This window comes from Candidatus Ulvibacter alkanivorans (assembly GCF_003333325.1).
Lineage (GTDB): Bacteria > Bacteroidota > Bacteroidia > Flavobacteriales > Flavobacteriaceae > Ulvibacter_A > Ulvibacter_A alkanivorans.
On the sequence record NZ_QOLC01000098.1, the window covers coordinates 41,787 to 65,473 of the forward strand.

Genomic DNA, 23,687 nt, shown 5'->3' on the forward strand with positions numbered 1-23,687 from the left:
GACTTCATTGCAAATGCGTATCTTTAAAAGAAAAAAGTGAAACACTTAGTGCGTGCCGTTCCTGTTCTAGCCTCTTTAAATATTACTAAGACCGTTGCCTTTTATAAAGATCGATTAGGTTTTGACAAACAAGGGTATACTGATGAAAATTACGCCATAGTAGGTCGTGACGCTATAGAACTACATTTTTGGAAATGTGATGATAAGATCCATCCCGAAAATACAAGTTGTTATATTCATGTCGAGCATATAGACGCGCTTTACAAAGAGTTGCAAAAAACCGATGTAATCCACCCTAATGGCAGTTTAGAGGACAAACCTTGGGGTATGCGAGAATTTGCGGTATTGGATGCAGATGGCAATATGATAAAATTTGGAAAAGAACTATAAATGCTACTGAACGTCTCGTATAACAATAAGCAGATAAAGCAAAAAATTGATGCGGAGGTAGGTCCTCCTTTTAGTTTGGCTACACGTTTTAAGATGCGCGGCATTGGTTCGACCAAGCTAATTATTACCGATACCAGTGTTCAGATCAATAATCTATTGATCTTAGATAACAATCGAAACCAGTGTAATATAGAAATGCGACCTAAAGGGATAATCGTAGGATTTAGATCGTTGTTAGAGTCGTATGCTCTGGTAATTCCCTATTATAAATTGGTGCTTTATAAAGGAAAGGCGGAGGAATATTCCATCTATAAAGATGATTATTATATAAAGATCGAGGCAGGTGCTAAAGATGGTTCGATTCATAGATTCATGTCGAAAGTACTTTCGGCCAAAGCCGAGCAGACGCCTATACGACCCGAAGATCTATAGTTATTTTCGGTTCTTTATAAATACGCCTGCTATGAGTGCAAGTACGCCAAGACCAATCATTCCTAACGTTTGATTGCTTAAACCTTCTTTAGCTGAAACTTCCACCGGACCAATATCTAATACCTGTTGTGGAACAAATGCATTGTACAAACCAACTGCAATCAAGATGACACCTACCAGCAGTAACACAAATTTTAGAACTTTCATAATTTTTAAGTTTCGTTGAAATTTAAATGTAGTCAATATAACAGCAACCCCATTGAAGGATTAACGGCATTTTAACCTACGTTTAATCTTTAATAGTTATCTTTAAACAAAAAATATTGAAAGTACTACTCACCGGCGCAAACGGATATATTGGTATGCGATTGTTACCTGCTTTATTAGAGCAGGGGCATGAAGTAATTTGTTGTGTTCGAGACAAGAACCGAATTCCCTTAGACGCCGACACCTTAAAACGAGTGGAAATTGTAGAGGTCGATTTTGTCAAGGAAGTTGACACGGCTAATTTTCCTAAGGAGTTCGATGTTGCCTATTATCTTATTCACTCGATGAGTGTATCTACGAGCAATTTTGAGGAACTCGAAGCAAAAGCAGCGAAAAATTTCAACACCTACTTACAAGAAACTTCGGTTCAACAAGTAATTTATTTAAGTGGTATTGTGAATGAAGAACAGTTATCGAAACACCTATCGTCACGCAAGAAAGTTGAAGAAATATTGTACGAGGGAGATTACAAACTTACGGTCTTACGAGCAGGAATCGTAGTTGGAAGTGGTAGTTCATCGTTTGAGATTATTCGCGACCTCTGTGAGAAACTACCAATTATGATCGCTCCTAAGTGGCTTAAAACAAAGATTCAACCAATCGCCATTCGCGACGTGATCTCATATCTATCGGGTGTCATGCTCAACGAGCGATGTTATAACCAATCATTTGATATTGGCGGACCGGATATTCTTACCTACAAACAAATGTTACTTACCTATGCAAAGGTTCGTAAATTGAAGTTATGGATCATTTCGGTACCGGTCATGTCGCCGAGACTATCTTCTTACTGGCTGTATTTTGTCACTTCCACTACCTACAAATTGGCGGTGAATTTAGTGGACAGCATGAAAATGGAAGTGGTTGCCAGCGATAACAGAATACAAGAGATCATTGAAATCGAGCCAATTTCGTACGAAGAATCCATACGTAAGGCTTTTATTAAGATCGAACAGAATCTCGTAACCTCTAGTTGGAAGGATTCGTTGGTAGCGGGCCGATTTTCAAATTTAAAGGGCTACATACAGGTGCCGTCTTACGGGTGTTTAAAAGACGATAAAAAAATAAAAGTATCGAATCCAACCCAAGTAATTCAAAATGTTTGGTCAATTGGTGGTACCAAAGGCTGGTATTATGGCAATTGGCTGTGGAAACTGAGAGGATTTATGGACCAACTGGTAGGAGGGGTTGGATTAAGAAGAGGCAGAACGCATCCCGATAAGATCTATGCAGGAGATGCCTTAGATTTTTGGCGTGTAATTTATGCCAATAAAGAGGATCGGAGACTGTTGTTATTTGCCGAAATGAAACTTCCTGGCGAGGCCTGGTTAGAATTCTGTATCGATGATAACAATGTACTACATCAAACAGCGACCTTTCGACCGCTAGGTCTATGGGGACGTATATATTGGTACACCATGTTACCGTTTCACTATTTTATTTTTGGCGGAATGATACGGAATATTGCGAAAACAAATTAATTGATTCTAGGCAAGAATACCTCGGCCATCATACAGCGTGCACTACCACCACCACAAGTTTCGATGGTCTCCAGATCGCTACTTAGGATTTTACAATGTTTTTCGATTGCCTTAGATTGATCGTTCGTCAAACTTGCATGAGCAGCCGCACTCATTACAAGATACTTCGCATCCTTGCCTTGTACTTGTAGCATATTACCGGCAAAATGATGCATTTGTCCCTCGGTGATCTTGATGATCTCCTTTCCGTCGGCTTTTAGATGTTGTACGACGTTTTGTTTTTCTTTTTTATCATCTATACTGTCCAAACAGATCACACAAAAATCTTCTGCCAAACACATCATGACATTGGTGTGATAAATAGGCATCCGTTTTCCATTTACAGTTTGATTGGCGGTAAAGATCACCGGTGTGAATTCAAAATCTTCACAGAATTCGATCAACAATTCTTCGTCGGCTCTTGGTGATAAGGCGCAATAGGCCTTCTGATTTACCCGATCTAACAATAAACTACCGGTCGATTCTAGAAACAACCCTTCCTCCTCAGCAGCCGTATAATCTACAATATTGGCTATTTTAAACCCTTCTTTTTCAAAACGATCTAATACTTCCTCTCTTCGTTCTTTTCGTCTGTTCTCTGCAAATAGTGGATAGATGGCGATGTCTCCATTTTCATGCGTCGTGATCCAATTGTTAGGAAAGATCGAATCTGGGGTGTCCATCTTCTTATCGTCATTTTCAACAATCACATTAACCCCTACTCCTCGAAGTTTCTCTACAAAGCGATCGAACTCTTCTTGAGCCTTGGCATTGATCTCTGCATTCTTTAAATTTAAGTCTTCTTGAAAATAATTATTCACGGCCGTCTCTTCGTTCATACGAAAGGCAACGGGTCGAATCATTAAAATAGTATCGGTAATTTGTCTTGTCAATGTGGTTAAATTTTGGACTGTAAATGTACTGGTTTTTTTGTCTCAATAACGACTCTTGAAAGTGGAAATTTTAGGTCGAAGTTAAAGTTTATTAACAGTTTTAAAATGAATCTAAAGCGCACTATTCTTTTCATTTTTATAACTTCGGAAAGATCTTAACTTTTATAGATCCTGCTTCCGAAGCGAATAAACCAATCCGACGCCATATCCCGGCCCGGCAAAGACATTTCGACCTCCAAGCACGTAAGAACCGCTTACATACGCGCCAAAATCTTTAAAAAGGACGAAATAGAACGTACCTCCAATTTTGTGATAATCAACACCAAACCTTCTAAAATTTTGAGGCGGTGGTGTTCCTAAATAATCGATCCCCCCAAAGGAATGTTGAAAGTCGTAATAAATATCGAAGTAGTATTTAGACAGGGCTTTACCTGCTTTAAACACGACAGGAATGCTGTTTGGAACTTCTTCCAATTTAAACGAAAATCCGCTTTGCAAAGTAGCGAACCATCCTGAGTCTAGTTTATAATGCGTCATCAACCGAGTTTCTATGATGGTAGCTTGTTGGCCAATGTCATTAAGACCTCCAATCGCATATTCGCTTATGGGTGTCGACATTCCAATAGCTCCCGAAAACGCCAACTGGCTGTTCGAAAAATCACGGTTAGCGAACTGGTATTTCAGAAAAACCGACAGGTCTTGAAAATTGGTATTCTCATCACTCTTAAGGTACGGAATCGCTATTGATACCTCAACATTATCAATTATTCCATAGGCGGCATACACGCTAATATATTGCAATTGGCGTTCTATATCGGTCTTAGTAGTGCCTGCATAATAATGATTGGTGTCTTCCTGTCCCGCACCAAGAACGAAAGTAGCAGCTCCTTTTGGGTTGTAAAATCCATCGATCCTGCCTTGAGAATAGGATGAGAAGGTTGAAAATAAAACAGTTACTAGCGCTAGCGTGTATTTCATTTGATCCACGAATTAGGTACATGGTTAGAACGAGAAAAGCGCATGAAACTTACATTACGCACGTCGCAACGGCATCGTTGTACAACGCAACAGTCCTTCTTGTTTGGAAATTTCATAGTAAGGCACCTCCTCCACGGTATACCCTTTTTCGCGTAGCCAATTGTTGAGTCGGGTAAAATTCTTTTCTGAAACAATGACATCTTCAGAAATAGAAAAGATATTACTGAACATATGATACATTTCCAGTTTGCTAATATGAAAACAATTTTCTTTTCCGAAGAAATTCACCAACCATTCATATTCATCCTCATTTAAGAATCCCTCCTTGTGGATAATCGCACGGCCATGACCAATAGGCTGAAAGCAACAATCGAGATGCAACGCATTATCTTGCGCCACTGTATTCGATTTTCGAAGGTTAAAAGACTTTACTTTCTTATTCGGAAAAAGAGATTGTAAATGACGAACTGCTTTCATATTGGTTCGCGCTGTGATAAAATTAGAGTAATCATCACCATAATACGTCCCTACAAAAATATGATCGCCATAAGGCATCACGTCACCACCCTCGATATGCGCATCTTCGGGAAAACGTATGCGTTTTTCTTTTGGAACTTGGGACCAAATATGCTCTATGGCTTCAAATTCATTCTCGCGGTCAGGTAAGATATTTGCTTTAAAGAACTTATCCTCTATCACAAAGGCAATATCGCGTGTAAATATCTGATTGTAGTCTTCAATTATTTTAGGTCGATAGACGGTTACCCCATATTTTTCGAATACAGCGTTCACCGCGTCCATCTCTCTAATCATATCGTCTTCTAACGGATAGGTTCCGGCTTTTATGTGTTCTGCCGATTTAGGATCATAGGCGTCTTCTAATCTGGGGGTGTCACCATTGCTTTTGGCGGTTCCTAAGATTACCGCTTGAAGTTGTGAAAATTCGTCGTTGATATTCAAATTGATCATACTACAAATATAAAAAAAGCATCCACCTGATAGGGTGGATGCTTACAAGTAATGTTTTCTAACCTATCTGTTCTCTATAGGCTTAAAAGAACGTTGCGTTTCACCAATATATACTTGACGCGGACGTCCAATTGGTTCTTTACGCAATCGCATTTCTCTCCACTGTGCGATCCATCCGGGAAGTCTACCCAATGCGAACATTGGCGTGAACATTTCTACTGGGATTCCTAATGCACGATATATAATACCCGAATAGAAGTCTACATTTGGATATAATTTTCTGTCGACGAAGTAAGAATCTTCTAGGGCTTCTCTTTCTAAGCCCTTGGCAATGTCTAATACTTCATCTTGAATGCCCAAGCTCTCGAGTACCTCATCGGCCGATTTTTTAATAATCTTAGCACGAGGATCGAAATTTTTGTACACTCTATGCCCAAAGCCCATTAAGCGGAATGGATCCTCTTTGTCTTTAGCCTTGGCCATAAATTTCTTAGTATCTCCACCATCTTCCTTAATTGCTTCCAACATTTCGATCACTGCTTGGTTAGCACCTCCATGTAAAGGGCCCCATAGTGCATTGATCCCTGCGGAAAGTGAAGCGAATAAACCTGCATGTGATGAGCCAACGATACGCACGGTAGACGTGGAACAATTTTGCTCGTGATCTGCGTGTAGAATCAACAGCTTGTCTAAGGCATCTACCACTTTTTTGTCTGAAGCATACTCGCCATTCGGTTTCTTGAACATCATCTTCAAGAAATTATCGACGTATCCTAATGAGTCGTCACCATAATCTAGTGGTAATCCGGCTCTCTTACGGTATGCCCATGCGGTAAGTACTGGGAATTTTGCAAGAATACGAACAATAGCATTGTACATATCCTCTTCGCTATCTACATTTACAGACGAAGGGTTAAATGCAACCAATGCAGATGTTAGAGAAGACAACACACCCATTGGATGTGCCGATTTTGGAAATCCGTCTAATATTTTCTTCACATCCTCATCTACGTGGGACTGTGCTTTTATGTCTGAATGAAATTTATCTAATTGTGCTCTGGTAGGTAATTCACCAAAGATCAGTAAATACGCTACTTCAAGAAAATTTGCCTTCTCGGCTAGTTCTTCAATCGAATAGCCTCTGTAGCGTAACACTCCTTTTTCCCCATTTAAAAATGTGATCGCACTTTCACAAGATCCTGTGTTCTTATATCCAGGGTCCAAGGTAGTGATCCCGCCGGTGCTACCACGCAGCGATTTAATATCAATGGCGATTTCGTTTTCTGTGCCTTCAACAATAGGAAATTCGTATTTTTTACCGTCGATCTCGAGGGTTGCTATTCTAGACATATATTCAATTTGGTTTAATAAATTTCAGGACCGCTAAGATACAAAATCTTGGACGATCTTTTAGGGAAGAACGAACGCTTGTTAGGTTAAAAAATCCTTAAATCATGCGAACGAATAATAATACACTCTTAAAATTGTATGTACTTCGTCCTTTATACTTTAAATGCGTTGCGTTGGGGATAGTAAGCAACGGTATCTAATTCTTCTTCGATTCGCAATAACTGATTGTATTTTGCCATACGATCACTTCGAGAGGCAGATCCTGTTTTGATCTGACCACAATTGAGTGCTACTGCAAGATCGGCTATGGTGTTATCTTCGGTCTCACCACTACGATGCGACATTACCGACGTATATCCTGCGTTATGGGCCATATTTACAGCTGATATGGTCTCGGTAAGTGTCCCAATTTGGTTTACTTTAATTAAAATGGAATTCGCAATGCTTTCAGAAATACCTTTAGAAAGTCGTTCGACATTAGTAACAAACAGATCGTCACCAACCAACTGCACTTTATCACCCACTTTTTCTGTAAGATATTTCCAGCCGTCCCAGTCGTTTTCATCCATCCCGTCTTCTATGGAAATAATAGGATACGAATCGCAAAGTTCTGCTAGATAATCGGCTTGTTCTTTAGACGTTCTAATTGTACCGTTTTCGCCTTCAAAAATGGTGTAATCGTACTTCCCGTCTTTATAGAACTCAGCAGCTGCGCAATCTAAGGCGATCAACACTTCATCTCCCAAACTATATCCTGCTAGTTCGGTGGCTTGTTTAATGGTATCTAATGCATCTTCGGTTCCTTTTAATGTTGGCGCAAATCCACCCTCATCGCCAACAGCGGTACTTAAACCTCTATCGTGCAGGACTTTTTTTAGGTTGTGAAAGATCTCAGACCCCATCTGCAAGGCATGAGTAAAACTGTTTGCCTTGACCGGCATCACCATAAACTCCTGAAATGCAATAGGAGCATCACTATGTGAACCACCGTTAATGATGTTCATCATAGGAACCGGTAAAGTCTTAGCGCTTACACCGCCAACATATCGATACAAGGACATGCCTAGTTCGTTAGCCGCAGCTTTAGCACACGCCAAGGAAACCCCTAAGATTGCGTTAGCGCCCAGATTCGACTTGTTAGGGGTACCGTCAAGGTCGATCATAATCTGATCAATCAAAGCTTGCTCAAAAACAGAGACTCCCAACAAAGTTCCCGCGATCTTTCCATTTACATTTTCAACAGCAGTAAGCACACCTTTTCCCATATAGTCATCACCACCATCACGTAGTTCTACTGCTTCGTGTTCACCTGTTGAAGCACCCGAAGGCACCGCTGCTCGACCTAAATACCCATGTTCTGTAATTACATCGACTTCTACGGTAGGGTTACCTCTAGAGTCGAATATTTGTCTGGCGCGGATGTCTATAATGATACTCATGAAATTTATTTATGGTTGTTGCCAAGGCTATTTTTCAGTATTGTTTCTAAAAGAGCGCGTTAGCATTCATACTTATTTTAACTAATGAACTGTTTCGGTCTTATGCTTCTTTATGTTGTCGATAAAGGTGTCAAATAAATAGGTAGCATCGTGTGGACCTGGACTGGCTTCAGGGTGATACTGAACCGAAAACACAGGTTTATTCTTCATACGAATCCCAGCTGCCGTTTTATCGTTTAAGTGTAGATGTGTGATCTCGATATCGGGATGTGCTTCTGCTTCTTCTCTATTAATTGCAAACCCGTGATTTTGAGATGTGATCTCTCCTTTCCCGGTCAACAAATTCATGATAGGATGATTTATCCCTCTATGACCGTGGTGCATCTTATACGTAGAAATTCCGTTTGCCAAGGCCAATACTTGGTGCCCCAAACAAATTCCGAATAAAGGAGCTCCTTTTTCGATGATATGCTTTGTAAGGTCGATCGCATTGCTAAGCGGTTGAGGATCTCCCGGCCCATTTGACAAGAAATAGCCATCCGGTTCGAATGCTTCTAAATCTGAAAGCGATGCATCGTATGGAAATACTTTTATGTAACAATCTCTTTCAGCAAGATTGCGAAGTATATTCTTTTTGATTCCAATATCGAGTGCTGAAATTTTATAGGTAGCATTTTCATTTCCGAAGAAATAAGGCTCCTTTGTTGACACTTTTGAAGCCAACTCAAGACCATTCATATCGGGCACTGCTGCCAATTCTTTCTTAAGACCTTCGATATCATCTACTCTTGTAGAGATCACTGCGTTCATCGCTCCATTGTCTCGAATATAGCTCACCAATGCTCTTGTGTCTACATCGCTAATGGCAAGCAGGTTGTTTCGGTCTAGAAAATCCTCTAGCGAATCATCTGCCGCCGGACGTGAATATTGATAACTGAAATTACGACAAATAAGGCCGGCAATTTTAATTCCTTCCGACTCTACCTCATCCTTATTGGTACCGTAATTTCCAATATGTGCATTGGTGGTAACCATTAGCTGTCCGTAATAAGACGGATCGGTAAAGATCTCCTGATATCCTGTCATTCCGGTATTGAAACACACCTCTCCAAAGGCGGACCCTTCTTTTCCTCCAACGGCCTTACCGTGGAAAATAGTACCATCTGCTAATAAAATAAGGGCTTTCTTTCGTTTTTGATACTTCATAGTGCTGAAATGTTTGGCAAAAATACTTTAATTGATGCGTTTATAATAATTTAGGAAAAATAAATTCTCAACAATTTGCATCCGGTTTGTTGATGAAACTTCAAAAAAAAAGGGATAAACTTTAAAAGTTCATCCCTTTGATATTTTAGCAATAAATTTTCATTTATTCTTCTTCTTTTTTCGCTTCGGTCTGTTTTGCAGGTGCAGTTGATTTAGAACCACTACCGCGTCGACTTCGACGAGTTGACTTCTTTTTGGTCGCTTTCCCGGCATTGTACAGCTCATTGTAGTCTACCAATTCGATCATTGCCATGTCGGCATTATCTCCTAAACGGTTTCCTAATTTAATGATTCGTGTATATCCTCCCGGACGATCACCCACCTTGGCAGCTACATCACGAAACAGTTCTGCAACTGCTTCTTTTTGACGTAATTTTCTGTAGACGATACGACGATTGTGCGTTGTATCTTCTTTCGACTTAGTGATCATTGGCTCTACGAATTGCTTCAACGCTTTTGCTTTTGCAACGGTTGTATTAATTCGTTTGTGTTCGATTAGGGAACAAGCCATATTTGCCAACATAGACTTTCTATGGGCTGTTTTTCTACCTAAGTGATTGAATTTTTTTCCGTGTCTCATGACGTTTTGTTTTTAATCATCATCTTGCTTCGACCCTTTTTGAGGAGCAAAACCTATCTATATCGACAGGCGGGGTATGATGTATTAATCTTTATCTAATTTATATTTTGAAAGATCCATACCGAAGTTCAGGCCTTTCACATTTACTAATTCTTCTAATTCGGTTAGGGATTTCTTTCCGAAGTTTCTAAACTTCATCAAGTCGTTCTTGTTATATGAAACAAGGTCTCCTAAGGTATCTACTTCTGCAGCCTTCAAACAATTTAGCGCACGTACCGAAAGGTCCATATCTACTAATTTTGTTTTAAGCAACTGTCGCATATGCAACGATTCTTCGTCGTATGTTTCAGTTTGAGCGATCTCATCGGCTTCAAGTGTAATTCGCTCATCGCTGAACAACATGAAGTGATGGATCAACGTCTTTGCAGCTTCTGTCAAAGCGTCTTTCGGGTGAATAGAACCGTCGGTGATGATTTCGAAAACTAATTTTTCGTAATCTGTCTTTTGTTCTACACGGAAATTCTCGATGCTATACTTCACATTTTTTATTGGTGTGTAGATAGAATCTGTAAAAATCGTACCCAAAGGAGCATTTGCTTTCTTGTTTTCTTCTGCAGGAACGTAACCTCTACCTTTTTCGATAGTGATCTCGAAGTTAAGGTTTACCTTAGCATCCATATTACAGATCACTAAGTCTGGGTTTAACACTTGAAATCCGGAAATAAATTTCTGGAAATCTCCTGCTGTTAATTGATCTGCTCCATTTACCGATACGGTTACGGTTTCGTTATCGATCTCATCAATCTGTCTCTTAAAACGTACTTGTTTTAAGTTTAGGATGATCTCGGTTACGTCTTCCACAACACCGGCGATGGTTGAAAACTCGTGGTCAACACCTTCGATACGAACCGAAGTTATTGCGAATCCTTCCAAAGAAGAAAGTAATACTCGTCTTAATGCGTTACCAACTGTTAATCCATAACCAGGTTCCAAGGGACGAAATTCGAATTTCCCCTCAAAATCGGTTGAATTAATCATTATAACTTTATCAGGCTTTTGAAAACTAAATACTGCCATAGTGTGACTCGTGTGTTTTTATTATTTAGAATATAATTCGACGATAAACTGCTCGTTGATGTTCTCAGGAATTTGGATACGTTGTGGGACAGAAACGAAGGTTCCTTCTTTCTTATCACCGTTCCAAGTGATCCATTCGTACACCTGACTTGCGTTATCTAATGAATTCTGAATAGCCTCAAGCGACTTTGATTTCTCGCGAACTGCTACCACATCTCCTGCTTTTAATTGGTAAGAAGGAATGTTAACTTTTTCACCATTTACGGTGATATGACGGTGAGACACCAACTGTCTTGCAGCAGGGCGGCTAGACGCAATACCCATACGGTATACTACGTTGTCTAGACGTGACTCACACAATTGAAGCAATACCTCACCTGTAATTCCAGGCGCTGCTGTTGCTTTTTTAAACATATTTCTGAATTGACGCTCAAGGATACCGTACGTATACTTTGCTTTTTGCTTTTCAGCTAACTGAATAGCGTATTCAGATTTCTTCCCACGACGACGGTTGTTTCCGTGCTGTCCTGGAGGGTAATTTCTTTTTTCGAAGGATTTATCCTCTCCGAAGATCGCTTCACCGAATTTACGGGCGATTTTAGTTTTTGGACCAGTATATCTTGCCATTTTAAATTGATTTTGAAGGGAACACTAAATTAAGGTCTTACGTTAATCCTCTAGCGTTCTATATCTCCTTCAGATTGATATTAATTATAATTAAACTCTTCTTCTTTTTGGAGGTCGACATCCGTTATGCGGCATTGGAGTAACATCGATGATCTCGGTTACTTCGATCCCTGAATTGTGGATCGATCTAATCGCAGATTCTCTTCCGTTCCCCGGACCTTTTACATACACCTTTACTTTACGAAGACCTGCTTCATGTGCAACTTTGGCACAATCTTCAGCTGCCAGCTGTGCAGCATAAGGAGTGTTCTTTTTAGATCCTCTAAAGCCCATTTTTCCGGCTGAAGACCAAGAGATCACATCTCCATTCTTATTCGTTAACGAAATGATGATATTGTTGAAAGAGGCTGTTACGTGTGCTTCACCTACAGACTCCACATTCACTTTACGCTTTTTTGAACCTTTAGCACCTTTAGTGCCTTTTGAGCTAGTTTTTGCCATATCTCTAGGTATTATTTAGTTGCTTTTTTCTTGTTAGCAACAGTTTTACGTTTTCCTTTTCTAGTTCTCGAGTTATTCTTAGTACGTTGTCCTCGAAGCGGAAGACCCGATCTATGACGAATACCTCTGTAGCATCCAATGTCCATAAGACGTTTAATGCTTAATTGAACTTCACTACGTAGCTCACCTTCGATCTTGAAAGACCCAACGGCTTCACGAATTTTTCCGATTTCATCATCGTCCCATTCGTTAACCTTTTTGTCTTGATCAACTCCGGCTTTCTCAAGTATATCAGCTGCTCGGCTTTTACCGATTCCGAAGATATACGTTAACGCGATTACACCCCTCTTTTGTTTCGGGATATCTACACCTGCGATTCTTGCCATAACTTATCCTTGTCTTTGTTTGAACCTTGGGTTCTTTTTGTTAATTACATATAATCTGCCTTTTCTGCGAACAATCTTGCAGTCGGCACTTCTCTTTTTTACTGAAGCTCTTACTTTCATAGCTATTAGTATCTGTATGTTATACGAGCCTTTGTTAAATCGTACGGGCTCATTTCCAATTTTACTTTATCTCCGGGTAATAGTTTTATATAGTGCATACGCATCTTACCCGAAATGTGCGCAGTCACAATATGACCGTTTTCCAGTTCTACACGAAACATTGCATTCGACAATGCTTCTACTATAGTTCCATCTTGTTCTATTGCGGGTTGTTTTGCCATAATTATGCTACTGCTTTTCTGTTTTTACCGGACTTCATTAGACCGTCATAATGGCGGTTTAATAAGTACGAATTAATTTGTTGCATTGTATCGATAGCTACCCCTACCATAATTAATAGTGAGGTACCACCGTAAAATAGTGCCCAGCCTTGCTGAATTCCCATCAATTGAAAAACAAATGCAGGGAACACTGCGATCAATGCCAAGAAAATCGATCCGGGCAATGTGATCTGGGACAAGATTCTATCCAAAAACTCTGCCGTATCTGTTCCAGGCTTGATTCCGGGAATAAATCCGCCGCTACGTTTAAGATCATCTGCCATTTTGTTCGTTGGAACCGTAATGGCCGTATAAAAATACGTAAAGATAATAATCAAGATCGCGAATACAATATTGTACCATAGTCCGAAGATATCACTAAAATTAGCTTGAAGCGTTTTAGCGAATTCACTATCTGATAGACCGGCTACTGCAGACGGCACAAACATAATTGCCTGCGCAAAGATAATTGGCATTACTCCAGAAGCGTTCAGCTTTAATGGAATAAACTGTCTTGCGCCAAAAATGTTCTTTTCGTACTCACCACTTGCTGTTCTACGTGCGTATTGAACAGGGATCTTCCGAACCGCCATTACTAACAACACAGAGAGCAATATAATTACAAACCAGATGACCAATTCGATCAAGATCATGATCAATCCTCCATTAGATTCGAATACTCTCGCCGCGAATTCTTGAATAAACGACTGTGGTAATGTTGCAATGATACCTACCATAATTAAAATAGAGATACCGTTTCCAATTCCTTTGTCGGTAATTTTTTCTCCCAACCACATCGCGAAGATACATCCTGTTACCAGGATAATGGTCGATGAAAAATAGAACATTGCGTCCTTACCTAATATAAAGGCTTCGGCAGGAACACCTAAAGCTTCCAAACCTACGAGGTAACTTGGCGCCTGTACCAAACAGATTCCAATTGTTAACCATCGTGTTATTTGATTGATCTTCTTTCTTCCGCTTTCTCCTTCTTTCTGTAATTTCTGAAGGTAAGGAACAGCTATTTGCATTAACTGCACCACGATCGAAGCCGAGATATAAGGCATGATTCCCAACGCAAAAACAGAAGCATTGGCAAACGCCCCTCCTGTAAATGCATTTAGTAACGCGCCAATTCCACCGCCTTCAAATTTTCCTGCAAACTCAGCAAGTTTTGATGCATCGATACCTGGAAGTACTACTTGTGCTCCAAAACGGTACACTAATAAAAGTCCCAAGGTAACCATGATACGATTTCGCAGCTCCTCTATTTTCCAAACATTTTTTAAGGTATCAATAAACTTCATTAGTCTGCGTGTATTACAATGTTACTACTTCACCACCGGCAGCTTCAATCGCTTTTGTTGCTGAGGCAGTAAACTTGTGAGCTGAAACTTTCAATTTTGCTTTTAACTCTCCACGTCCTAAAATCTTCACCATATCGTTCTTATCTACCAAGCCTAAGCTTAACATCGTATCAAAATCGATTGCATCTTTAATTTTCTTATCGTCAACCAACTGTTGAAGCGTATCAATGTTTATACCTTGATATTCTTTACGGTTAATGTTGGTAAACCCAAACTTAGGTACACGACGTTGCAATGGCATTTGTCCACCTTCAAATCCTAATTTCTTAGAATACCCTGAACGAGACTTTGCTCCTTTATGACCACGTGTTGCAGTTCCACCTTTTCCAGATGCCTGCCCGCGACCAACGCGCTTCCCTTTTGATTTAACCGATCCTTCGGCTGGTTTTAAGTTACTTAAATCCATTGTGTATATCTTAATTGGTTTCTACAGAAACCAAATGTTTAACTTTAGTTATCATACCAAGAATGTTTGGCGTGTCTTCGTGCTCGATTGTTTGACCAATTTTACGAAGGCCTAACGCCTCAAGCGTTCTCTTTTGGTTCTTAGAGCGGTTAATAGCACTCTTCACCTTTGTTACTTTAATCTTTGCCATTTCTTACGTATTTTATCCTTTATACAACTTCTCTAACGAAATTCCACGTTGTTTAGCAACAGTTTGTGCACTACGCAGTTGCAATAGTGCATCAAAAGTAGCTTTTACTACGTTGTGTGGGTTCGAAGATCCTTGTGATTTTGATAATACATCGTGAACACCTACTGCTTCCAATACTGCACGAACTGCACCACCGGCAATTACTCCGGTACCAGGTGCTGCTGGCAATAAATTTACACGGGCTCCACCGTATTTTCCTTTTTGTTCGTGTGGAAGGGTTGCTTTGCTCAATGGAATACGAACAAGGTTCTTCTTCGCATCTTCGATCGCTTTGGCGATAGCACTGGCAACATCTTTCGATTTACCTAGTCCATGACCAACAACTCCGTTTTCGTCACCAACAACTACAATAGCTGAAAATCCGAAGGCTCTACCCCCTTTAGTTACCTTAGTAACACGTTGTACTCCTACTAGACGGTCTTTTAATTCTAGACCTCCTGGCTTTACTAATTCTACGTTTTTATAATCTTGATACATACTACTTAGAATTTGAGGCCACCTTCACGTGCACCTTCAGCTAATGATTTTACTCTTCCATGGTATAGGTAACCGCCTCGGTCGAAAGCAACAGTTTCTACCCCTGCTTTCTGTGCCTTTTCAGCAATTGCCTTACCAACTAATTTTGCAGCTTCCGACTTATTTGCTTTGGAAGCATCAATATCTTTATCTCTTGAAGATGCAGCGGTAATGGTCTTTCCATTTACATCGTCAATAAGTTGCGCATAAATCTCTTTATTACTTCGGAATACAGCCAAACGCGGACGTTGTTCTGTTCCTGAAATAGTTTTACGTATTCTGAAACGCAATCGATTTCTTCTATCTTGTTTTGATAATGCCATAACGTTATTGCTTATGCAGATTTACCTGCTTTTCTTCTAATTTGTTCACCAACAAACTTGATTCCTTTTCCTTTGTAAGGTTCAGGTTTACGGAAGGCGCGAATTTTTGCGGCAACCTGTCCAACCAATTGTTTGTCGTATGAGGTTAGTTTTACGATTGGATTCTTTCCTTTTTCACTTACGGTCTCAACTTTCACTTCAGGAGCGATATCCAACACTATATTATGAGAGAATCCAACAGCCAAGTCTAATTTTTGTCCTTGGTTGCTAGCTCGGTATCCAACTCCAACCAACTCTAGTTCTTTGGTCCATCCTTTGGATACTCCTTCAATCATATTATTAATTAACGCTCTGTACAGACCGTGTTTTGCTCTTTGATCTTTTAAATCTGAAGACCGTTCAACGATTACGCTGTTCTCTTCAGTTTTAATAGTCACGTCAGTGTATTCCTGCGTTAACTCTCCTAATTTTCCTTTTACGGTAATTACGTTGTCTTTTACATCAACTGTAACTCCTTCTGGAATTGCTACCGGGTTTTTACCTATTCTTGACATTTCTTTGTCTTTTTTTTAGTAAACGTAACACAATACTTCACCTCCAACATTCGCAGCCTGCGCTTGCTTTCCTGTCATTACTCCATGAGAAGTCGACACTATAGCAATACCTAGACCGTTCAAAATACGTGGAAGTTCAGATGAACTTGCATACTTACGTAAACCAGGTTTACTTATTCTTTGAATCTTTTTGATCACAGGGTCTTTAGTAAGCTTATCGTATTTCAAAGCGATTTTAATAGTTCCTTGCGGCCCATTATCGTCTTCAAATTTATAGCTCAAGATATATCCTTGATCAAATAAGATCTTTGTGATCTCTTTTTTAAGATTTGATGCTGGCACCTCTACGACGCGGTGTCCTGCTTTAATCGAATTTCTAACTCTAGTTAGAAAATCTGCGATTGGATCTGTTGTCATTTATTTGTATTTGCGGATGTGGTTTTCGATACATCTGTCTTGCATATCGAACCTTCAACCAGTTTATATTGTTACCAGCTTGCTTTTCTAACCCCTGGAATAAGACCCTTATTAGCCATCTCACGAAACATTACACGTGAAATTCCAAAAGTTCTCATATACCCTTTTGGTCTACCGGTTAATTTACAACGGTTGTGTAAACGTACCGGCGAAGAATTTTTCGGTAATTTTTGTAGTGCTTCCCAGTCTCCAGCTTCTTTTAAAGCTTTTCGCTTGGCAGCATATTTTTTTACCAATTTTTGTCTCTTCACCTCACGGGCTTTCATTGATTCTTTAGCCATCTCTTAGTTCTTTTTAAAAGGTAAACCTAATTCGGTTAATAATGATTTTGCTTCCTTATCGGTTTCAGCAGTCGTAACGAATGTAATATTCATTCCTTCTATCTTCTTCACTTTGTCGATATCGATTTCAGGGAAGATGATTTGTTCGGTAATACCCAAAGAGTAATTACCTCTACCATCGAAACCAGTTGCGTTAATTCCGTTGAAATCACGCACATTTGGAAGTGCCGTAGTGATAAGTCTGTCTAAAAATTCGTACATACGCTCACCACGCAATGTCACTTTCGCACCAATTGGCATACCTTTACGTAATTTAAAGGTTGCAACATCCTTTTTTGAGATCGTTGCTACAGCTCTTTGGCCAGTAATGTGAGATAATTCATCAACTGAATTCTCAATTAACTTTTTATCTGCTACTGCAGCACCAACTCCTCTAGAGACAACAATACGCTCTAGTTTTGGTACTTGCATTACATTTGTGTAACCAAATTCTTCGGTAAGAGCCCCTAATACGCGGTTCTTATATTCTTCTTTAAGTCTTGGTGTATATCCCATCACTATAATACTTGATTCGATTTTTTAGAAAATCGTACTTTTTTACCATCTTCCATTCTGTACCCTACTCGTGTTGCTTCTCCAGATTTTGGATCGATTAACGAGAGGTTAGAAATATGAATTGGAGCTTCTTTTTCAGTAATTCCACCTTGAGGATTAGCAGCACTAGGCTTCTCGTGTTTCTTTACTGTATTTACTCCCTCTACTATTGCTTTGTTCTTGTCAAGAAGTACCTTCATTACTTTACCTTCGGAACCTTTGTGTTCTCCGGCTGTAACTACTACAGTATCTCCTGATTTTATTTTAAGCTTTGCCATCTTAGTTTCGTATTAAAGCACCTCTGGTGCCAATGATACTATTTTCATAAATTGTTTGTCACGAAGTTCTCTGGCAACCGGTCCAAACACACGTGTTCCTCTCATTTCCCCTTGTGGGTTCAAAAGGACACATGCATTATCGTCAAAACGGATATAGGATCCATCTGGTCGACGAACTTCTTTTACGGTACGTACCACTACAGCAGTAGAAACGGCACCTTTTTTAATGTTTCCATTGGGTGTAGCTTCCTTTACAGTTACTACGATTTTGTCTCCAATAGAAGCATATCTCTTTTTTGTACCACCTAACACACGAATTGTAAGCACTTCTTTTGCTCCCGTGTTGTCGGCCACTCTAAGTCTTGATTCTTGTTGTACCATAATTACTTCGCTCTTTCAATTACTTCTACTAATCTCCAACACTTGGTTTTACTTAAAGGTCTTGTTTCCATGATCTTTACTGTATCACCTTCGTTGCAGTCGTTTGTCTCGTCGTGCGCAACGTATTTTTTCGTTTTTAACACGAACTTTCCGTATATAGGGTGTTTTACTTTTTTTACTTCCGCAACAACGATAGATTTCTCCATTTTGTTACTAGTAACTACACCGATACGCTCTTTTCTTAAGTTTCTTTTTTCCATCTTTCAGCTTCGTACTATTGCACTTCTCTTTTAGTTAGTTCGGTCGCAATTCTAGCGATGCTTCTTCTATGAGATCGCAATTGAATTGGATTTTCCAACGGTGAAATGGTGTGTGCCATTTTCAGGTCTGAATACGCCTTTTTTGTATCGGCTAATCTTTCCTGTAGTTCCGCTGTGGATGCTTCGTTTATTTCTGATTGTTTCATCGTTCAAAAAATTAAGCTTGATAGTCTCTAGACATGATAAATTTTGTTCGTACCGGAAGCTTTTGTGCAGCTAAGCGTAGTGCTTCTTTGGCAGTTTCAACAGATACTCCAGAAACTTCAAACAATACTCTACCAGGTTTTACTACAGCAGCCCAATACTCTACAGCCCCTTTACCTTTACCCATACGTACCTCTAAAGGTTTCTTTGTAATTGGCTTATCTGGAAATATCATAATCCAGATAGACCCTTCTCTCTTCATATATCGGGTAGCGGCAATACGTGCTGCTTCAATTTGACGCGCTGTCAAAAAATTTGAATCTAAAGACTTAATACCAAACGTACCGTATGCCAATTGGTTACCACGACCGGCATTACCTTTCATGCGGCCTTTTTGTTGTTTACGGTATTTTGTTCTCTTAGGTTGTAACATTTTCTTCTATTTAAAAAATTACTTTCTACGACGTGGTTTGTTATTTCCACCTCGTCCGGAACCGCCTTTACCACCTTTTTTGGATAAACCAACTAAGGGAGAAAGTTCTCTTTTTCCATATACTTCACCTTTCATAATCCATACTTTAACACCCAATCTACCATAAGTAGTGTGTGCCTCAACTAAAGCATAGTCTATATCGGCTCTAAATGTAGATAAAGGGATACGTCCATCTTTGTACGCCTCAGAACGTGCCATTTCAGCACCATTAAGTCGTCCAGAAATCTGAATCTTAATACCTTCTGCGTTCATACGCATAGCAGCAGCAATCGCCATTTTAATTGCACGACGGTATGAAATTCTGTTTTCAATTTGTCTTGCAACACTGGCAGCTACCAAATGAGCATCTAATTCAGGTCTCTTGATCTCGTGGATATTAATCTGTACCTCTTTACCAGTAATCTTCTTAAGCTCTTCTTTTAACTTGTCTACCTCTTGCCCCCCTTTTCCGATAATAATTCCCGGACGAGCGGTAGTGATAGTAACGGTTACAAGTTTAAGTGTGCGCTCAATGATTACTCTAGACACACTAGCTTTACTTAAACGAGCGTGAATATACTTTCTAATCTTGTCGTCTTCGGCTAATTTATCACCGTAGTCGTTACCTCCGTACCAGTTGGATTCCCATCCTCTGATAATTCCAAGGCGATTCCCGATTGGATTTGTTTTCTGTCCCATTTAATTAATTACTTTGTGTGTTATCGTTAGCTCCTAATATCACAGTTACGTGATTGGAACGTTTTCTAATTCTATGTGCACGACCCTGTGGCGCAGGACGAAGTCGCTTTAACATCGTTCCACTATCTACACGGATCTCCTTAATAAATAGGTCTGCATCTTCTAAAGAAGCATCTTCGTTCTTTGCTTGCCAGTTAGCTATAGCCGACAAAACCAATTTTTCTAAACGACGTGATGACTCTTTTGAGCTGAACTTTAAAATATTAAGCGCCTTGTCTACTTTCTCACCTCGAATTAAATCCGCCATCAAGCGCATTTTTCTAGGTGATGTAGGACAATTGTTCAATTTAGCAAAGTATTGTGTCTTCTTTGCTTCCTTGATCTGCTCTGCTCTTTCTCTTTTACGAACTCCCATGGCCTATTATTTTTTTCCTTTGTTTTTTGCACCTGCGTGACCACGGAAGGATCTCGTTGGTGAAAATTCTCCTAATTTATGTCCTACCATATTCTCAGTAACATATACCGGCACGAATTGTCGTCCGTTATGTACCGCAATGGTTTGTCCAACGAAATCGGGAGTAATCATAGATGCACGTGACCAAGTCTTGATCACAGTCTTTTTGTTAGACTCCACATTTTGTTGAACTTTCTGTTCTAACTTATAGTGAACGTAAGGTCCTTTTTTTAACGATCTTGCCATAGCTTATTTCTTTCTACGTTCGATGATATATTTATTACTCGATTTAGTTCTAGAACGTGTTCTATATCCTTTTGCAGGGATACCGTTTCTTGAACGTGGGTGTCCTCCTGAAGATTTACCTTCACCACCACCCATTGGGTGATCAACCGGGTTCATAACCACTGGTCTTGTACGAGGCCTTCTACCCAACCATCTTGAACGTCCAGCCTTACCAGACACCAACAACTGATGATCACTATTAGATACTGCACCTATGGTCGCCATACATGCAGCTAAGACCAAACGGGTCTCGCCAGATGGCAACTTAACAGTTGCATATTTTCCATCACGCGCCATAAGCTGTGCAAACGCTCCGGCACTTCGTGCCATAACCGCTCCTTGCCCAGGACGTAATTCAATACATGAAATAATAGTACCTAATGGAATATTTGCTAAGGTCATTGCGTTCCCAATTTCGGGAGCAACGCTATCGCCAGAAACGATATTTTGACCAACCTGAAGACCGTTTTGTGCGATCACATAGCGTTTTTCACCATCTTGGTAATTAACTAATGCGATAAACGCAGTACGGTTTGGATCGTATTCTATGGTCGCAACGGTAGCAGGAATCCCTGCTTTGTCACGCTTAAAATCGATAATTCGATATTTTTTCTTATGACCACCACCTATATAACGCATGGTCATCTTTCCTTGACTGTTTCTACCACCAGATCTTTTGTTCGGAGCTAATAAACTTTTCTCCGGCTTGTCAGTTGTAATGGCGTCAAATCCATTTACAACTCTAAATCGCTGACCTGGGGTGATAGGTTTTAATTTTCTTACTGACATTGTTGTCTAATTAAATCTAAGCGAACTTAGATGTTACTGTAAAAATCTATTGTATCACCTTCCGCCACCTGTACAATCGCTTTTTTGTAAGCGTTTGTTTTACCAGTTTGGATCCCCGTTTTTGTATAACGAGTTTTACGATCCGGGCGGACATTCATTGTGCGAACTTTTTCAACAGAAACGCCGTAAGCAGACTCAACTGCTTTCTTGATTTCTACCTTATTCGCCTGAGGGTTTACTACAAATCCGTAACGGTTATTTACTTCCGCATCTGTTGTAGCTTTTTCCGTAATTATAGGTTTAATTAAGATACTCATCTCGTTTCTATTTACTTAAGTTTGTTTCAATTCCTTCCAAAGAACCTTCAAACAACACTAGGCTGTTCGCATTCATAATTTTGTAAGTACTTAATTCTGAGTTAGTTATAACTTCTGTACTTTTCAAATTACGAGACGACAAATATACGTTATTATTTGACTCTCCCAACACAAACAAGGATTTTTTGTTTTCAAGGCCTAAAGTCTTTAAAACAGAAGTGAATTCCTTGGTTTTTGGTGCATCAAAAGAAAGGTCCTCAATCACTACAATTGCCTTATCGTTTGCTTTCATACTCAACGCAGAACGACGTGCCAATCGCTTTAAGTTTTTGTTCAATTTGAACGAATAGTTTCTTGGTCTTGGACCAAACATTCTACCCCCACCTTTAAACAAACCAGATTTGATACTTCCCGCACGGGCCGTACCTGTTCCTTTTTGCTTTTTGATCTTTCTGGTTGAACCAGTGATCTCTGCACGCTCTTTAGCTTTATGTGTCCCTTGGCGTTGGTTCGCAAGGTATTGCTTCACATCAAGGTATACGGCGTGATTGTTAGGCTCTATTCCGAACACATCTTTAGAAAGTTCTACCTTCCTACCTGTGTCTTTTCCGTTTATATCTAATACAGCTACCTTCATTATTTCTGAATCATTACATAAGCGTTTTTGTGACCAGGAACGCATCCTTTAACCACAAGCAAGTTCTTTTCAGGAACCACTTTTAAAACTCTTAAATTTTCAACTTTCACTTTTTCATTCCCCATTTGGCCAGCCATCTTCATTCCTTTGAATACTCTCGCAGGATAAGATGCCGCACCAATAGATCCAGGAGCTCTTAAACGGTTGTGCTGACCGTGCGTCGCTTGACCCACACCAGCAAAACCGTGACGTTTTACAACTCCTTGGAATCCTTTTCCTTTGGAAGTTCCAGAAATATCTACGAACTCACCTTCGGTAAAGTGCTCTACGGTGATCGTATCACCTAATTTATACTCCTCTTCGAAACCTTGGAATTCTACGACTTTACGTTTTGCAACGGTTCCTGCTTTTTTAGCGTGGCCTTCGGCAGCTTTAATAGCAGTCTTTTTGTCATCGAAACCAAGTTGAAGCGCTTCATACCCGTCAACCTCTTTGGTTCTGACTTGGGTAACAACACAGGGTCCTGCTTCAATTACGGTACAAGGAATATTCTTTCCTCTCTCGTCAAAGATGCTGGTCATCCCTATCTTTTTTCCAATTAACCCAGACATATTTATTAATTATTAGTTATTACTTATTTAATTCTATTTCAAAAAAACAGGGTCAAAATAAATTCAACCCTGAATGTTATTTTGTGCTCCGTTTTTCCCCAACCATCGTTGAGGACATGTTTTCTATTGTAACTCCTAAGCTTTTGCTCAAGATCACAACACAGTTACTTATACCTTAATCTCTACTTCTACTCCACTTGGCAACTCTAATTTCATGAGTGCGTCGATGGTTTTTGAAGAAGAGCTATAGATATCCAACAAGCGCTTGTACGAACTTAGCTGGAATTGCTCTCTACTCTTCTTGTTCACGTGAGGTGAACGCAATACAGTAAAAATCTTTTTGTGCGTTGGTAATGGGATTGGCCCAGTTACTACAGCTCCTGTGCTTTTTACGGTCTTAACGATTTTTTCAGCAGATTTGTCCACCAAATTGTGATCGTAAGATTTTAGTTTGATTCTTATTTTTTGACTCATTGC

General features: G+C 39.8%; 39 protein-coding genes. 3 read left to right on the forward strand and 36 right to left on the reverse strand.

Annotated elements, in window-relative coordinates; genetic code table 11:
- The first annotated feature begins 36 nt into the window (after positions 1-36).
- Together DWA30_RS10860 and DWA30_RS10865 are read left to right on the forward strand one after the other, a co-directional pair.
- Positions 37-390 carry a bleomycin resistance protein gene (locus DWA30_RS10860; RefSeq protein WP_210725405.1) on the forward strand — a complete coding sequence of 118 codons (354 nt, stop codon included), beginning with the start codon at positions 37-39 and terminating at the stop codon, positions 388-390.
- A complete protein-coding gene (locus tag DWA30_RS10865) occupies positions 391-822 on the forward strand; it encodes a hypothetical protein (RefSeq protein WP_114492570.1) in 432 nt (143 codons plus the stop codon). It begins immediately after the preceding gene.
- Here DWA30_RS10865 and DWA30_RS10870 read toward each other — a convergent pair whose 3' ends face one another.
- The gene (locus tag DWA30_RS10870; protein WP_114492571.1) at positions 823-1,029 is read right to left on the reverse strand and encodes a hypothetical protein; all 207 of its coding nucleotides are present in this window, start codon (positions 1,027-1,029) and stop codon (positions 823-825) included.
- 116 nt (positions 1,030-1,145) lie between these two features.
- Here DWA30_RS10870 and DWA30_RS10875 point away from each other — a divergent pair, with 116 nt between their 5' ends.
- The gene (locus DWA30_RS10875) at positions 1,146-2,570 is read left to right on the forward strand and encodes an SDR family oxidoreductase (RefSeq protein ID WP_114492572.1); all 1,425 of its coding nucleotides are present in this window, start codon (positions 1,146-1,148) and stop codon (positions 2,568-2,570) included.
- Here the strand turns inward: DWA30_RS10875 and ctlX are convergent.
- From ctlX to rpsJ, 35 genes are all read right to left on the reverse strand, one after another.
- On the reverse strand, positions 2,567-3,472 hold the full coding sequence (ctlX, locus tag DWA30_RS10880) for a citrulline utilization hydrolase CtlX (protein WP_114492676.1): 906 nt from the start codon (positions 3,470-3,472) through the stop codon (positions 2,567-2,569). The genes DWA30_RS10875 and ctlX overlap by 4 nt on opposite strands.
- 192 nt (positions 3,473-3,664) lie before the next feature.
- Positions 3,665-4,480 (reverse strand): transporter, encoded by an 816-nt coding sequence (locus DWA30_RS10885; RefSeq protein WP_114492573.1) that lies wholly within the window; start codon positions 4,478-4,480, stop codon positions 3,665-3,667.
- A 54-nt stretch (positions 4,481-4,534) separates the two neighbouring features.
- Complete coding sequence (locus DWA30_RS10890) at positions 4,535-5,449, reverse strand: dimethylarginine dimethylaminohydrolase family protein (RefSeq protein ID WP_114492574.1); 915 nt, start codon at positions 5,447-5,449, stop codon at positions 4,535-4,537.
- A 63-nt stretch (positions 5,450-5,512) separates the two neighbouring features.
- Entirely contained in the window at positions 5,513-6,799 is a 1,287-nt protein-coding gene (locus tag DWA30_RS10895; RefSeq protein ID WP_114492575.1) for a citrate synthase, read from the reverse strand.
- Between the two features lie 152 nt (positions 6,800-6,951).
- Positions 6,952-8,238 carry a phosphopyruvate hydratase gene (gene eno, locus DWA30_RS10900; protein ID WP_114492576.1) on the reverse strand — a complete coding sequence of 429 codons (1,287 nt, stop codon included), beginning with the start codon at positions 8,236-8,238 and terminating at the stop codon, positions 6,952-6,954.
- 81 nt (positions 8,239-8,319) lie between these two features.
- Positions 8,320-9,444 (reverse strand): glutamine-hydrolyzing carbamoyl-phosphate synthase small subunit, encoded by a 1,125-nt coding sequence (gene carA / locus DWA30_RS10905; RefSeq protein WP_114492577.1) that lies wholly within the window; start codon positions 9,442-9,444, stop codon positions 8,320-8,322.
- A gap of 163 nt (positions 9,445-9,607) precedes the next feature.
- A complete protein-coding gene (gene rplQ / locus DWA30_RS10910) occupies positions 9,608-10,084 on the reverse strand; it encodes a 50S ribosomal protein L17 (RefSeq protein ID WP_114492578.1) in 477 nt (158 codons plus the stop codon).
- Between the two features lie 84 nt (positions 10,085-10,168).
- The gene (locus DWA30_RS10915) at positions 10,169-11,161 is read right to left on the reverse strand and encodes a DNA-directed RNA polymerase subunit alpha (protein WP_114492579.1); all 993 of its coding nucleotides are present in this window, start codon (positions 11,159-11,161) and stop codon (positions 10,169-10,171) included.
- A gap of 21 nt (positions 11,162-11,182) precedes the next feature.
- Positions 11,183-11,788 (reverse strand): 30S ribosomal protein S4, encoded by a 606-nt coding sequence (gene rpsD, locus DWA30_RS10920; protein ID WP_114492580.1) that lies wholly within the window; start codon positions 11,786-11,788, stop codon positions 11,183-11,185.
- 90 nt (positions 11,789-11,878) lie between these two features.
- Positions 11,879-12,289, reverse strand: a complete 411-nt coding sequence (gene rpsK, locus DWA30_RS10925; protein ID WP_114492581.1) for a 30S ribosomal protein S11 — start codon at positions 12,287-12,289, stop codon at positions 11,879-11,881.
- Between the two features lie 11 nt (positions 12,290-12,300).
- Positions 12,301-12,675 (reverse strand): 30S ribosomal protein S13, encoded by a 375-nt coding sequence (rpsM, locus tag DWA30_RS10930; protein ID WP_114492582.1) that lies wholly within the window; start codon positions 12,673-12,675, stop codon positions 12,301-12,303.
- Between the two features lie 3 nt (positions 12,676-12,678).
- Positions 12,679-12,795 (reverse strand): type B 50S ribosomal protein L36, encoded by a 117-nt coding sequence (gene ykgO, locus DWA30_RS10935; protein ID WP_013305171.1) that lies wholly within the window; start codon positions 12,793-12,795, stop codon positions 12,679-12,681.
- A 5-nt stretch (positions 12,796-12,800) separates the two neighbouring features.
- Entirely contained in the window at positions 12,801-13,016 is a 216-nt protein-coding gene (infA, locus tag DWA30_RS10940; RefSeq protein ID WP_034259287.1) for a translation initiation factor IF-1, read from the reverse strand.
- 2 nt (positions 13,017-13,018) lie between these two features.
- A complete protein-coding gene (gene secY / locus DWA30_RS10945) occupies positions 13,019-14,362 on the reverse strand; it encodes a preprotein translocase subunit SecY (RefSeq protein WP_114492583.1) in 1,344 nt (447 codons plus the stop codon).
- 13 nt (positions 14,363-14,375) lie between these two features.
- On the reverse strand, positions 14,376-14,828 hold the full coding sequence (rplO, locus tag DWA30_RS10950; protein ID WP_114492584.1) for a 50S ribosomal protein L15: 453 nt from the start codon (positions 14,826-14,828) through the stop codon (positions 14,376-14,378).
- A gap of 10 nt (positions 14,829-14,838) precedes the next feature.
- Entirely contained in the window at positions 14,839-15,018 is a 180-nt protein-coding gene (gene rpmD, locus DWA30_RS10955; protein WP_114492585.1) for a 50S ribosomal protein L30, read from the reverse strand.
- Between the two features lie 12 nt (positions 15,019-15,030).
- Complete coding sequence (gene rpsE, locus DWA30_RS10960; RefSeq protein ID WP_114492586.1) at positions 15,031-15,555, reverse strand: 30S ribosomal protein S5; 525 nt, start codon at positions 15,553-15,555, stop codon at positions 15,031-15,033.
- A gap of 5 nt (positions 15,556-15,560) precedes the next feature.
- Complete coding sequence (rplR, locus tag DWA30_RS10965; RefSeq protein ID WP_114492587.1) at positions 15,561-15,917, reverse strand: 50S ribosomal protein L18; 357 nt, start codon at positions 15,915-15,917, stop codon at positions 15,561-15,563.
- An 11-nt stretch (positions 15,918-15,928) separates the two neighbouring features.
- Positions 15,929-16,471 carry a 50S ribosomal protein L6 gene (rplF, locus tag DWA30_RS10970; RefSeq protein WP_114492588.1) on the reverse strand — a complete coding sequence of 181 codons (543 nt, stop codon included), beginning with the start codon at positions 16,469-16,471 and terminating at the stop codon, positions 15,929-15,931.
- A gap of 15 nt (positions 16,472-16,486) precedes the next feature.
- The gene (gene rpsH / locus DWA30_RS10975; RefSeq protein WP_114492589.1) at positions 16,487-16,888 is read right to left on the reverse strand and encodes a 30S ribosomal protein S8; all 402 of its coding nucleotides are present in this window, start codon (positions 16,886-16,888) and stop codon (positions 16,487-16,489) included.
- A gap of 71 nt (positions 16,889-16,959) precedes the next feature.
- A complete protein-coding gene (rpsN, locus tag DWA30_RS10980) occupies positions 16,960-17,229 on the reverse strand; it encodes a 30S ribosomal protein S14 (protein WP_114492590.1) in 270 nt (89 codons plus the stop codon).
- A 3-nt stretch (positions 17,230-17,232) separates the two neighbouring features.
- The gene (gene rplE, locus DWA30_RS10985) at positions 17,233-17,784 is read right to left on the reverse strand and encodes a 50S ribosomal protein L5 (RefSeq protein WP_114492591.1); all 552 of its coding nucleotides are present in this window, start codon (positions 17,782-17,784) and stop codon (positions 17,233-17,235) included.
- Positions 17,785-17,786: 2 nt separating this feature from the next.
- Positions 17,787-18,101: a 50S ribosomal protein L24 gene (rplX, locus tag DWA30_RS10990; RefSeq protein ID WP_114492592.1), complete on the reverse strand. Its 315-nt coding sequence runs from the start codon at positions 18,099-18,101 to the stop codon at positions 17,787-17,789.
- A 12-nt stretch (positions 18,102-18,113) separates the two neighbouring features.
- Positions 18,114-18,482 (reverse strand): 50S ribosomal protein L14, encoded by a 369-nt coding sequence (rplN, locus tag DWA30_RS10995; protein ID WP_114492593.1) that lies wholly within the window; start codon positions 18,480-18,482, stop codon positions 18,114-18,116.
- A 2-nt stretch (positions 18,483-18,484) separates the two neighbouring features.
- On the reverse strand, positions 18,485-18,742 hold the full coding sequence (rpsQ, locus tag DWA30_RS11000; RefSeq protein WP_114492594.1) for a 30S ribosomal protein S17: 258 nt from the start codon (positions 18,740-18,742) through the stop codon (positions 18,485-18,487).
- A 14-nt stretch (positions 18,743-18,756) separates the two neighbouring features.
- Entirely contained in the window at positions 18,757-18,948 is a 192-nt protein-coding gene (rpmC, locus tag DWA30_RS11005; protein ID WP_114492595.1) for a 50S ribosomal protein L29, read from the reverse strand.
- Between the two features lie 11 nt (positions 18,949-18,959).
- Positions 18,960-19,379, reverse strand: a complete 420-nt coding sequence (gene rplP, locus DWA30_RS11010; RefSeq protein ID WP_114492596.1) for a 50S ribosomal protein L16 — start codon at positions 19,377-19,379, stop codon at positions 18,960-18,962.
- An 18-nt stretch (positions 19,380-19,397) separates the two neighbouring features.
- Positions 19,398-20,117, reverse strand: a complete 720-nt coding sequence (gene rpsC, locus DWA30_RS11015; RefSeq protein WP_114492597.1) for a 30S ribosomal protein S3 — start codon at positions 20,115-20,117, stop codon at positions 19,398-19,400.
- A gap of 4 nt (positions 20,118-20,121) precedes the next feature.
- Positions 20,122-20,532, reverse strand: a complete 411-nt coding sequence (gene rplV, locus DWA30_RS11020) for a 50S ribosomal protein L22 (RefSeq protein ID WP_114492598.1) — start codon at positions 20,530-20,532, stop codon at positions 20,122-20,124.
- A 6-nt stretch (positions 20,533-20,538) separates the two neighbouring features.
- On the reverse strand, positions 20,539-20,817 hold the full coding sequence (gene rpsS, locus DWA30_RS11025; protein WP_105214611.1) for a 30S ribosomal protein S19: 279 nt from the start codon (positions 20,815-20,817) through the stop codon (positions 20,539-20,541).
- Between the two features lie 3 nt (positions 20,818-20,820).
- Positions 20,821-21,645, reverse strand: coding sequence for a 50S ribosomal protein L2 (gene rplB / locus DWA30_RS11030; protein WP_114492599.1), 825 nt, complete (start codon positions 21,643-21,645; stop codon positions 20,821-20,823).
- Between the two features lie 26 nt (positions 21,646-21,671).
- Positions 21,672-21,962: a 50S ribosomal protein L23 gene (rplW, locus tag DWA30_RS11035; protein WP_114492600.1), complete on the reverse strand. Its 291-nt coding sequence runs from the start codon at positions 21,960-21,962 to the stop codon at positions 21,672-21,674.
- Positions 21,963-21,969: 7 nt separating this feature from the next.
- On the reverse strand, positions 21,970-22,599 hold the full coding sequence (rplD, locus tag DWA30_RS11040; RefSeq protein ID WP_114492601.1) for a 50S ribosomal protein L4: 630 nt from the start codon (positions 22,597-22,599) through the stop codon (positions 21,970-21,972).
- Positions 22,599-23,210: a 50S ribosomal protein L3 gene (gene rplC / locus DWA30_RS11045; RefSeq protein WP_114492602.1), complete on the reverse strand. Its 612-nt coding sequence runs from the start codon at positions 23,208-23,210 to the stop codon at positions 22,599-22,601. The genes rplD and rplC overlap by 1 nt, the downstream gene beginning before the upstream one ends.
- A 168-nt stretch (positions 23,211-23,378) precedes the next feature.
- Entirely contained in the window at positions 23,379-23,684 is a 306-nt protein-coding gene (gene rpsJ, locus DWA30_RS11050; RefSeq protein WP_010181931.1) for a 30S ribosomal protein S10, read from the reverse strand.
- Between the last annotated feature and the right edge of the window lie 3 nt (positions 23,685-23,687).

Coding starts and splice junctions, on each gene's coding strand:
- DWA30_RS10895 (WP_114492575.1), bottom strand. CDS start 6,799: ATGTCTAGAATAGCAACCCTCGAGATCGACGGTAAAAAATACGAATTT.
- rpsH (WP_114492589.1), bottom strand. CDS start 16,888: ATGACAACAGATCCAATCGCAGATTTTCTAACTAGAGTTAGAAATTCG.
- rplF (WP_114492588.1), bottom strand. CDS start 16,471: ATGTCAAGAATAGGTAAAAACCCGGTAGCAATTCCAGAAGGAGTTACA.
- rplO (WP_114492584.1), bottom strand. CDS start 14,828: ATGGATTTAAGTAACTTAAAACCAGCCGAAGGATCGGTTAAATCAAAA.
- rpmD (WP_114492585.1), bottom strand. CDS start 15,018: ATGGCAAAGATTAAAGTAACAAAGGTGAAGAGTGCTATTAACCGCTCT.
- rpmC (WP_114492595.1), bottom strand. CDS start 18,948: ATGAAACAATCAGAAATAAACGAAGCATCCACAGCGGAACTACAGGAA.
- carA (WP_114492577.1), bottom strand. CDS start 9,444: ATGAAGTATCAAAAACGAAAGAAAGCCCTTATTTTATTAGCAGATGGT.
- rpsS (WP_105214611.1), bottom strand. CDS start 20,817: ATGGCAAGATCGTTAAAAAAAGGACCTTACGTTCACTATAAGTTAGAA.
- rplW (WP_114492600.1), bottom strand. CDS start 21,962: ATGAGTATCTTAATTAAACCTATAATTACGGAAAAAGCTACAACAGAT.
- rplN (WP_114492593.1), bottom strand. CDS start 18,482: ATGGTACAACAAGAATCAAGACTTAGAGTGGCCGACAACACGGGAGCA.
- rpsJ (WP_010181931.1), bottom strand. CDS start 23,684: ATGAGTCAAAAAATAAGAATCAAACTAAAATCTTACGATCACAATTTG.
- DWA30_RS10915 (WP_114492579.1), bottom strand. CDS start 11,161: ATGGCAGTATTTAGTTTTCAAAAGCCTGATAAAGTTATAATGATTAAT.
- rpsE (WP_114492586.1), bottom strand. CDS start 15,555: ATGTATCAAGATTATAAAAACGTAGAATTAGTAAAGCCAGGAGGTCTA.
- rplE (WP_114492591.1), bottom strand. CDS start 17,784: ATGGGATATACACCAAGACTTAAAGAAGAATATAAGAACCGCGTATTA.
- rplP (WP_114492596.1), bottom strand. CDS start 19,379: ATGTTACAACCTAAGAGAACAAAATACCGTAAACAACAAAAAGGCCGC.
- rplV (WP_114492598.1), bottom strand. CDS start 20,532: ATGGGAGTTCGTAAAAGAGAAAGAGCAGAGCAGATCAAGGAAGCAAAG.
- rplB (WP_114492599.1), bottom strand. CDS start 21,645: ATGTCAGTAAGAAAATTAAAACCTATCACCCCAGGTCAGCGATTTAGA.
- ykgO (WP_013305171.1), bottom strand. CDS start 12,795: ATGAAAGTAAGAGCTTCAGTAAAAAAGAGAAGTGCCGACTGCAAGATT.
- DWA30_RS10890 (WP_114492574.1), bottom strand. CDS start 5,449: ATGATCAATTTGAATATCAACGACGAATTTTCACAACTTCAAGCGGTA.
- rplR (WP_114492587.1), bottom strand. CDS start 15,917: ATGGCATTATCAAAACAAGATAGAAGAAATCGATTGCGTTTCAGAATA.
- infA (WP_034259287.1), bottom strand. CDS start 13,016: ATGGCAAAACAACCCGCAATAGAACAAGATGGAACTATAGTAGAAGCA.
- DWA30_RS10870 (WP_114492571.1), bottom strand. CDS start 1,029: ATGAAAGTTCTAAAATTTGTGTTACTGCTGGTAGGTGTCATCTTGATT.
- DWA30_RS10885 (WP_114492573.1), bottom strand. CDS start 4,480: ATGAAATACACGCTAGCGCTAGTAACTGTTTTATTTTCAACCTTCTCA.
- secY (WP_114492583.1), bottom strand. CDS start 14,362: ATGAAGTTTATTGATACCTTAAAAAATGTTTGGAAAATAGAGGAGCTG.
- rplX (WP_114492592.1), bottom strand. CDS start 18,101: ATGGCAAAGCTTAAAATAAAATCAGGAGATACTGTAGTAGTTACAGCC.
- eno (WP_114492576.1), bottom strand. CDS start 8,238: ATGAGTATCATTATAGACATCCGCGCCAGACAAATATTCGACTCTAGA.
- rplQ (WP_114492578.1), bottom strand. CDS start 10,084: ATGAGACACGGAAAAAAATTCAATCACTTAGGTAGAAAAACAGCCCAT.
- ctlX (WP_114492676.1), bottom strand. CDS start 3,472: ATGATTCGACCCGTTGCCTTTCGTATGAACGAAGAGACGGCCGTGAAT.
- rplC (WP_114492602.1), bottom strand. CDS start 23,210: ATGTCTGGGTTAATTGGAAAAAAGATAGGGATGACCAGCATCTTTGAC.
- rpsQ (WP_114492594.1), bottom strand. CDS start 18,742: ATGGAAAAAAGAAACTTAAGAAAAGAGCGTATCGGTGTAGTTACTAGT.
- rpsN (WP_114492590.1), bottom strand. CDS start 17,229: ATGGCTAAAGAATCAATGAAAGCCCGTGAGGTGAAGAGACAAAAATTG.
- DWA30_RS10865 (WP_114492570.1), top strand. CDS start 391: ATGCTACTGAACGTCTCGTATAACAATAAGCAGATAAAGCAAAAAATT.
- rpsC (WP_114492597.1), bottom strand. CDS start 20,117: ATGGGACAGAAAACAAATCCAATCGGGAATCGCCTTGGAATTATCAGA.
- rpsM (WP_114492582.1), bottom strand. CDS start 12,675: ATGGCAAGAATCGCAGGTGTAGATATCCCGAAACAAAAGAGGGGTGTA.
- rplD (WP_114492601.1), bottom strand. CDS start 22,599: ATGAAGGTAGCTGTATTAGATATAAACGGAAAAGACACAGGTAGGAAG.
- rpsK (WP_114492581.1), bottom strand. CDS start 12,289: ATGGCAAAAACTAGCTCAAAAGGCACTAAAGGTGCTAAAGGTTCAAAA.
- rpsD (WP_114492580.1), bottom strand. CDS start 11,788: ATGGCAAGATATACTGGTCCAAAAACTAAAATCGCCCGTAAATTCGGT.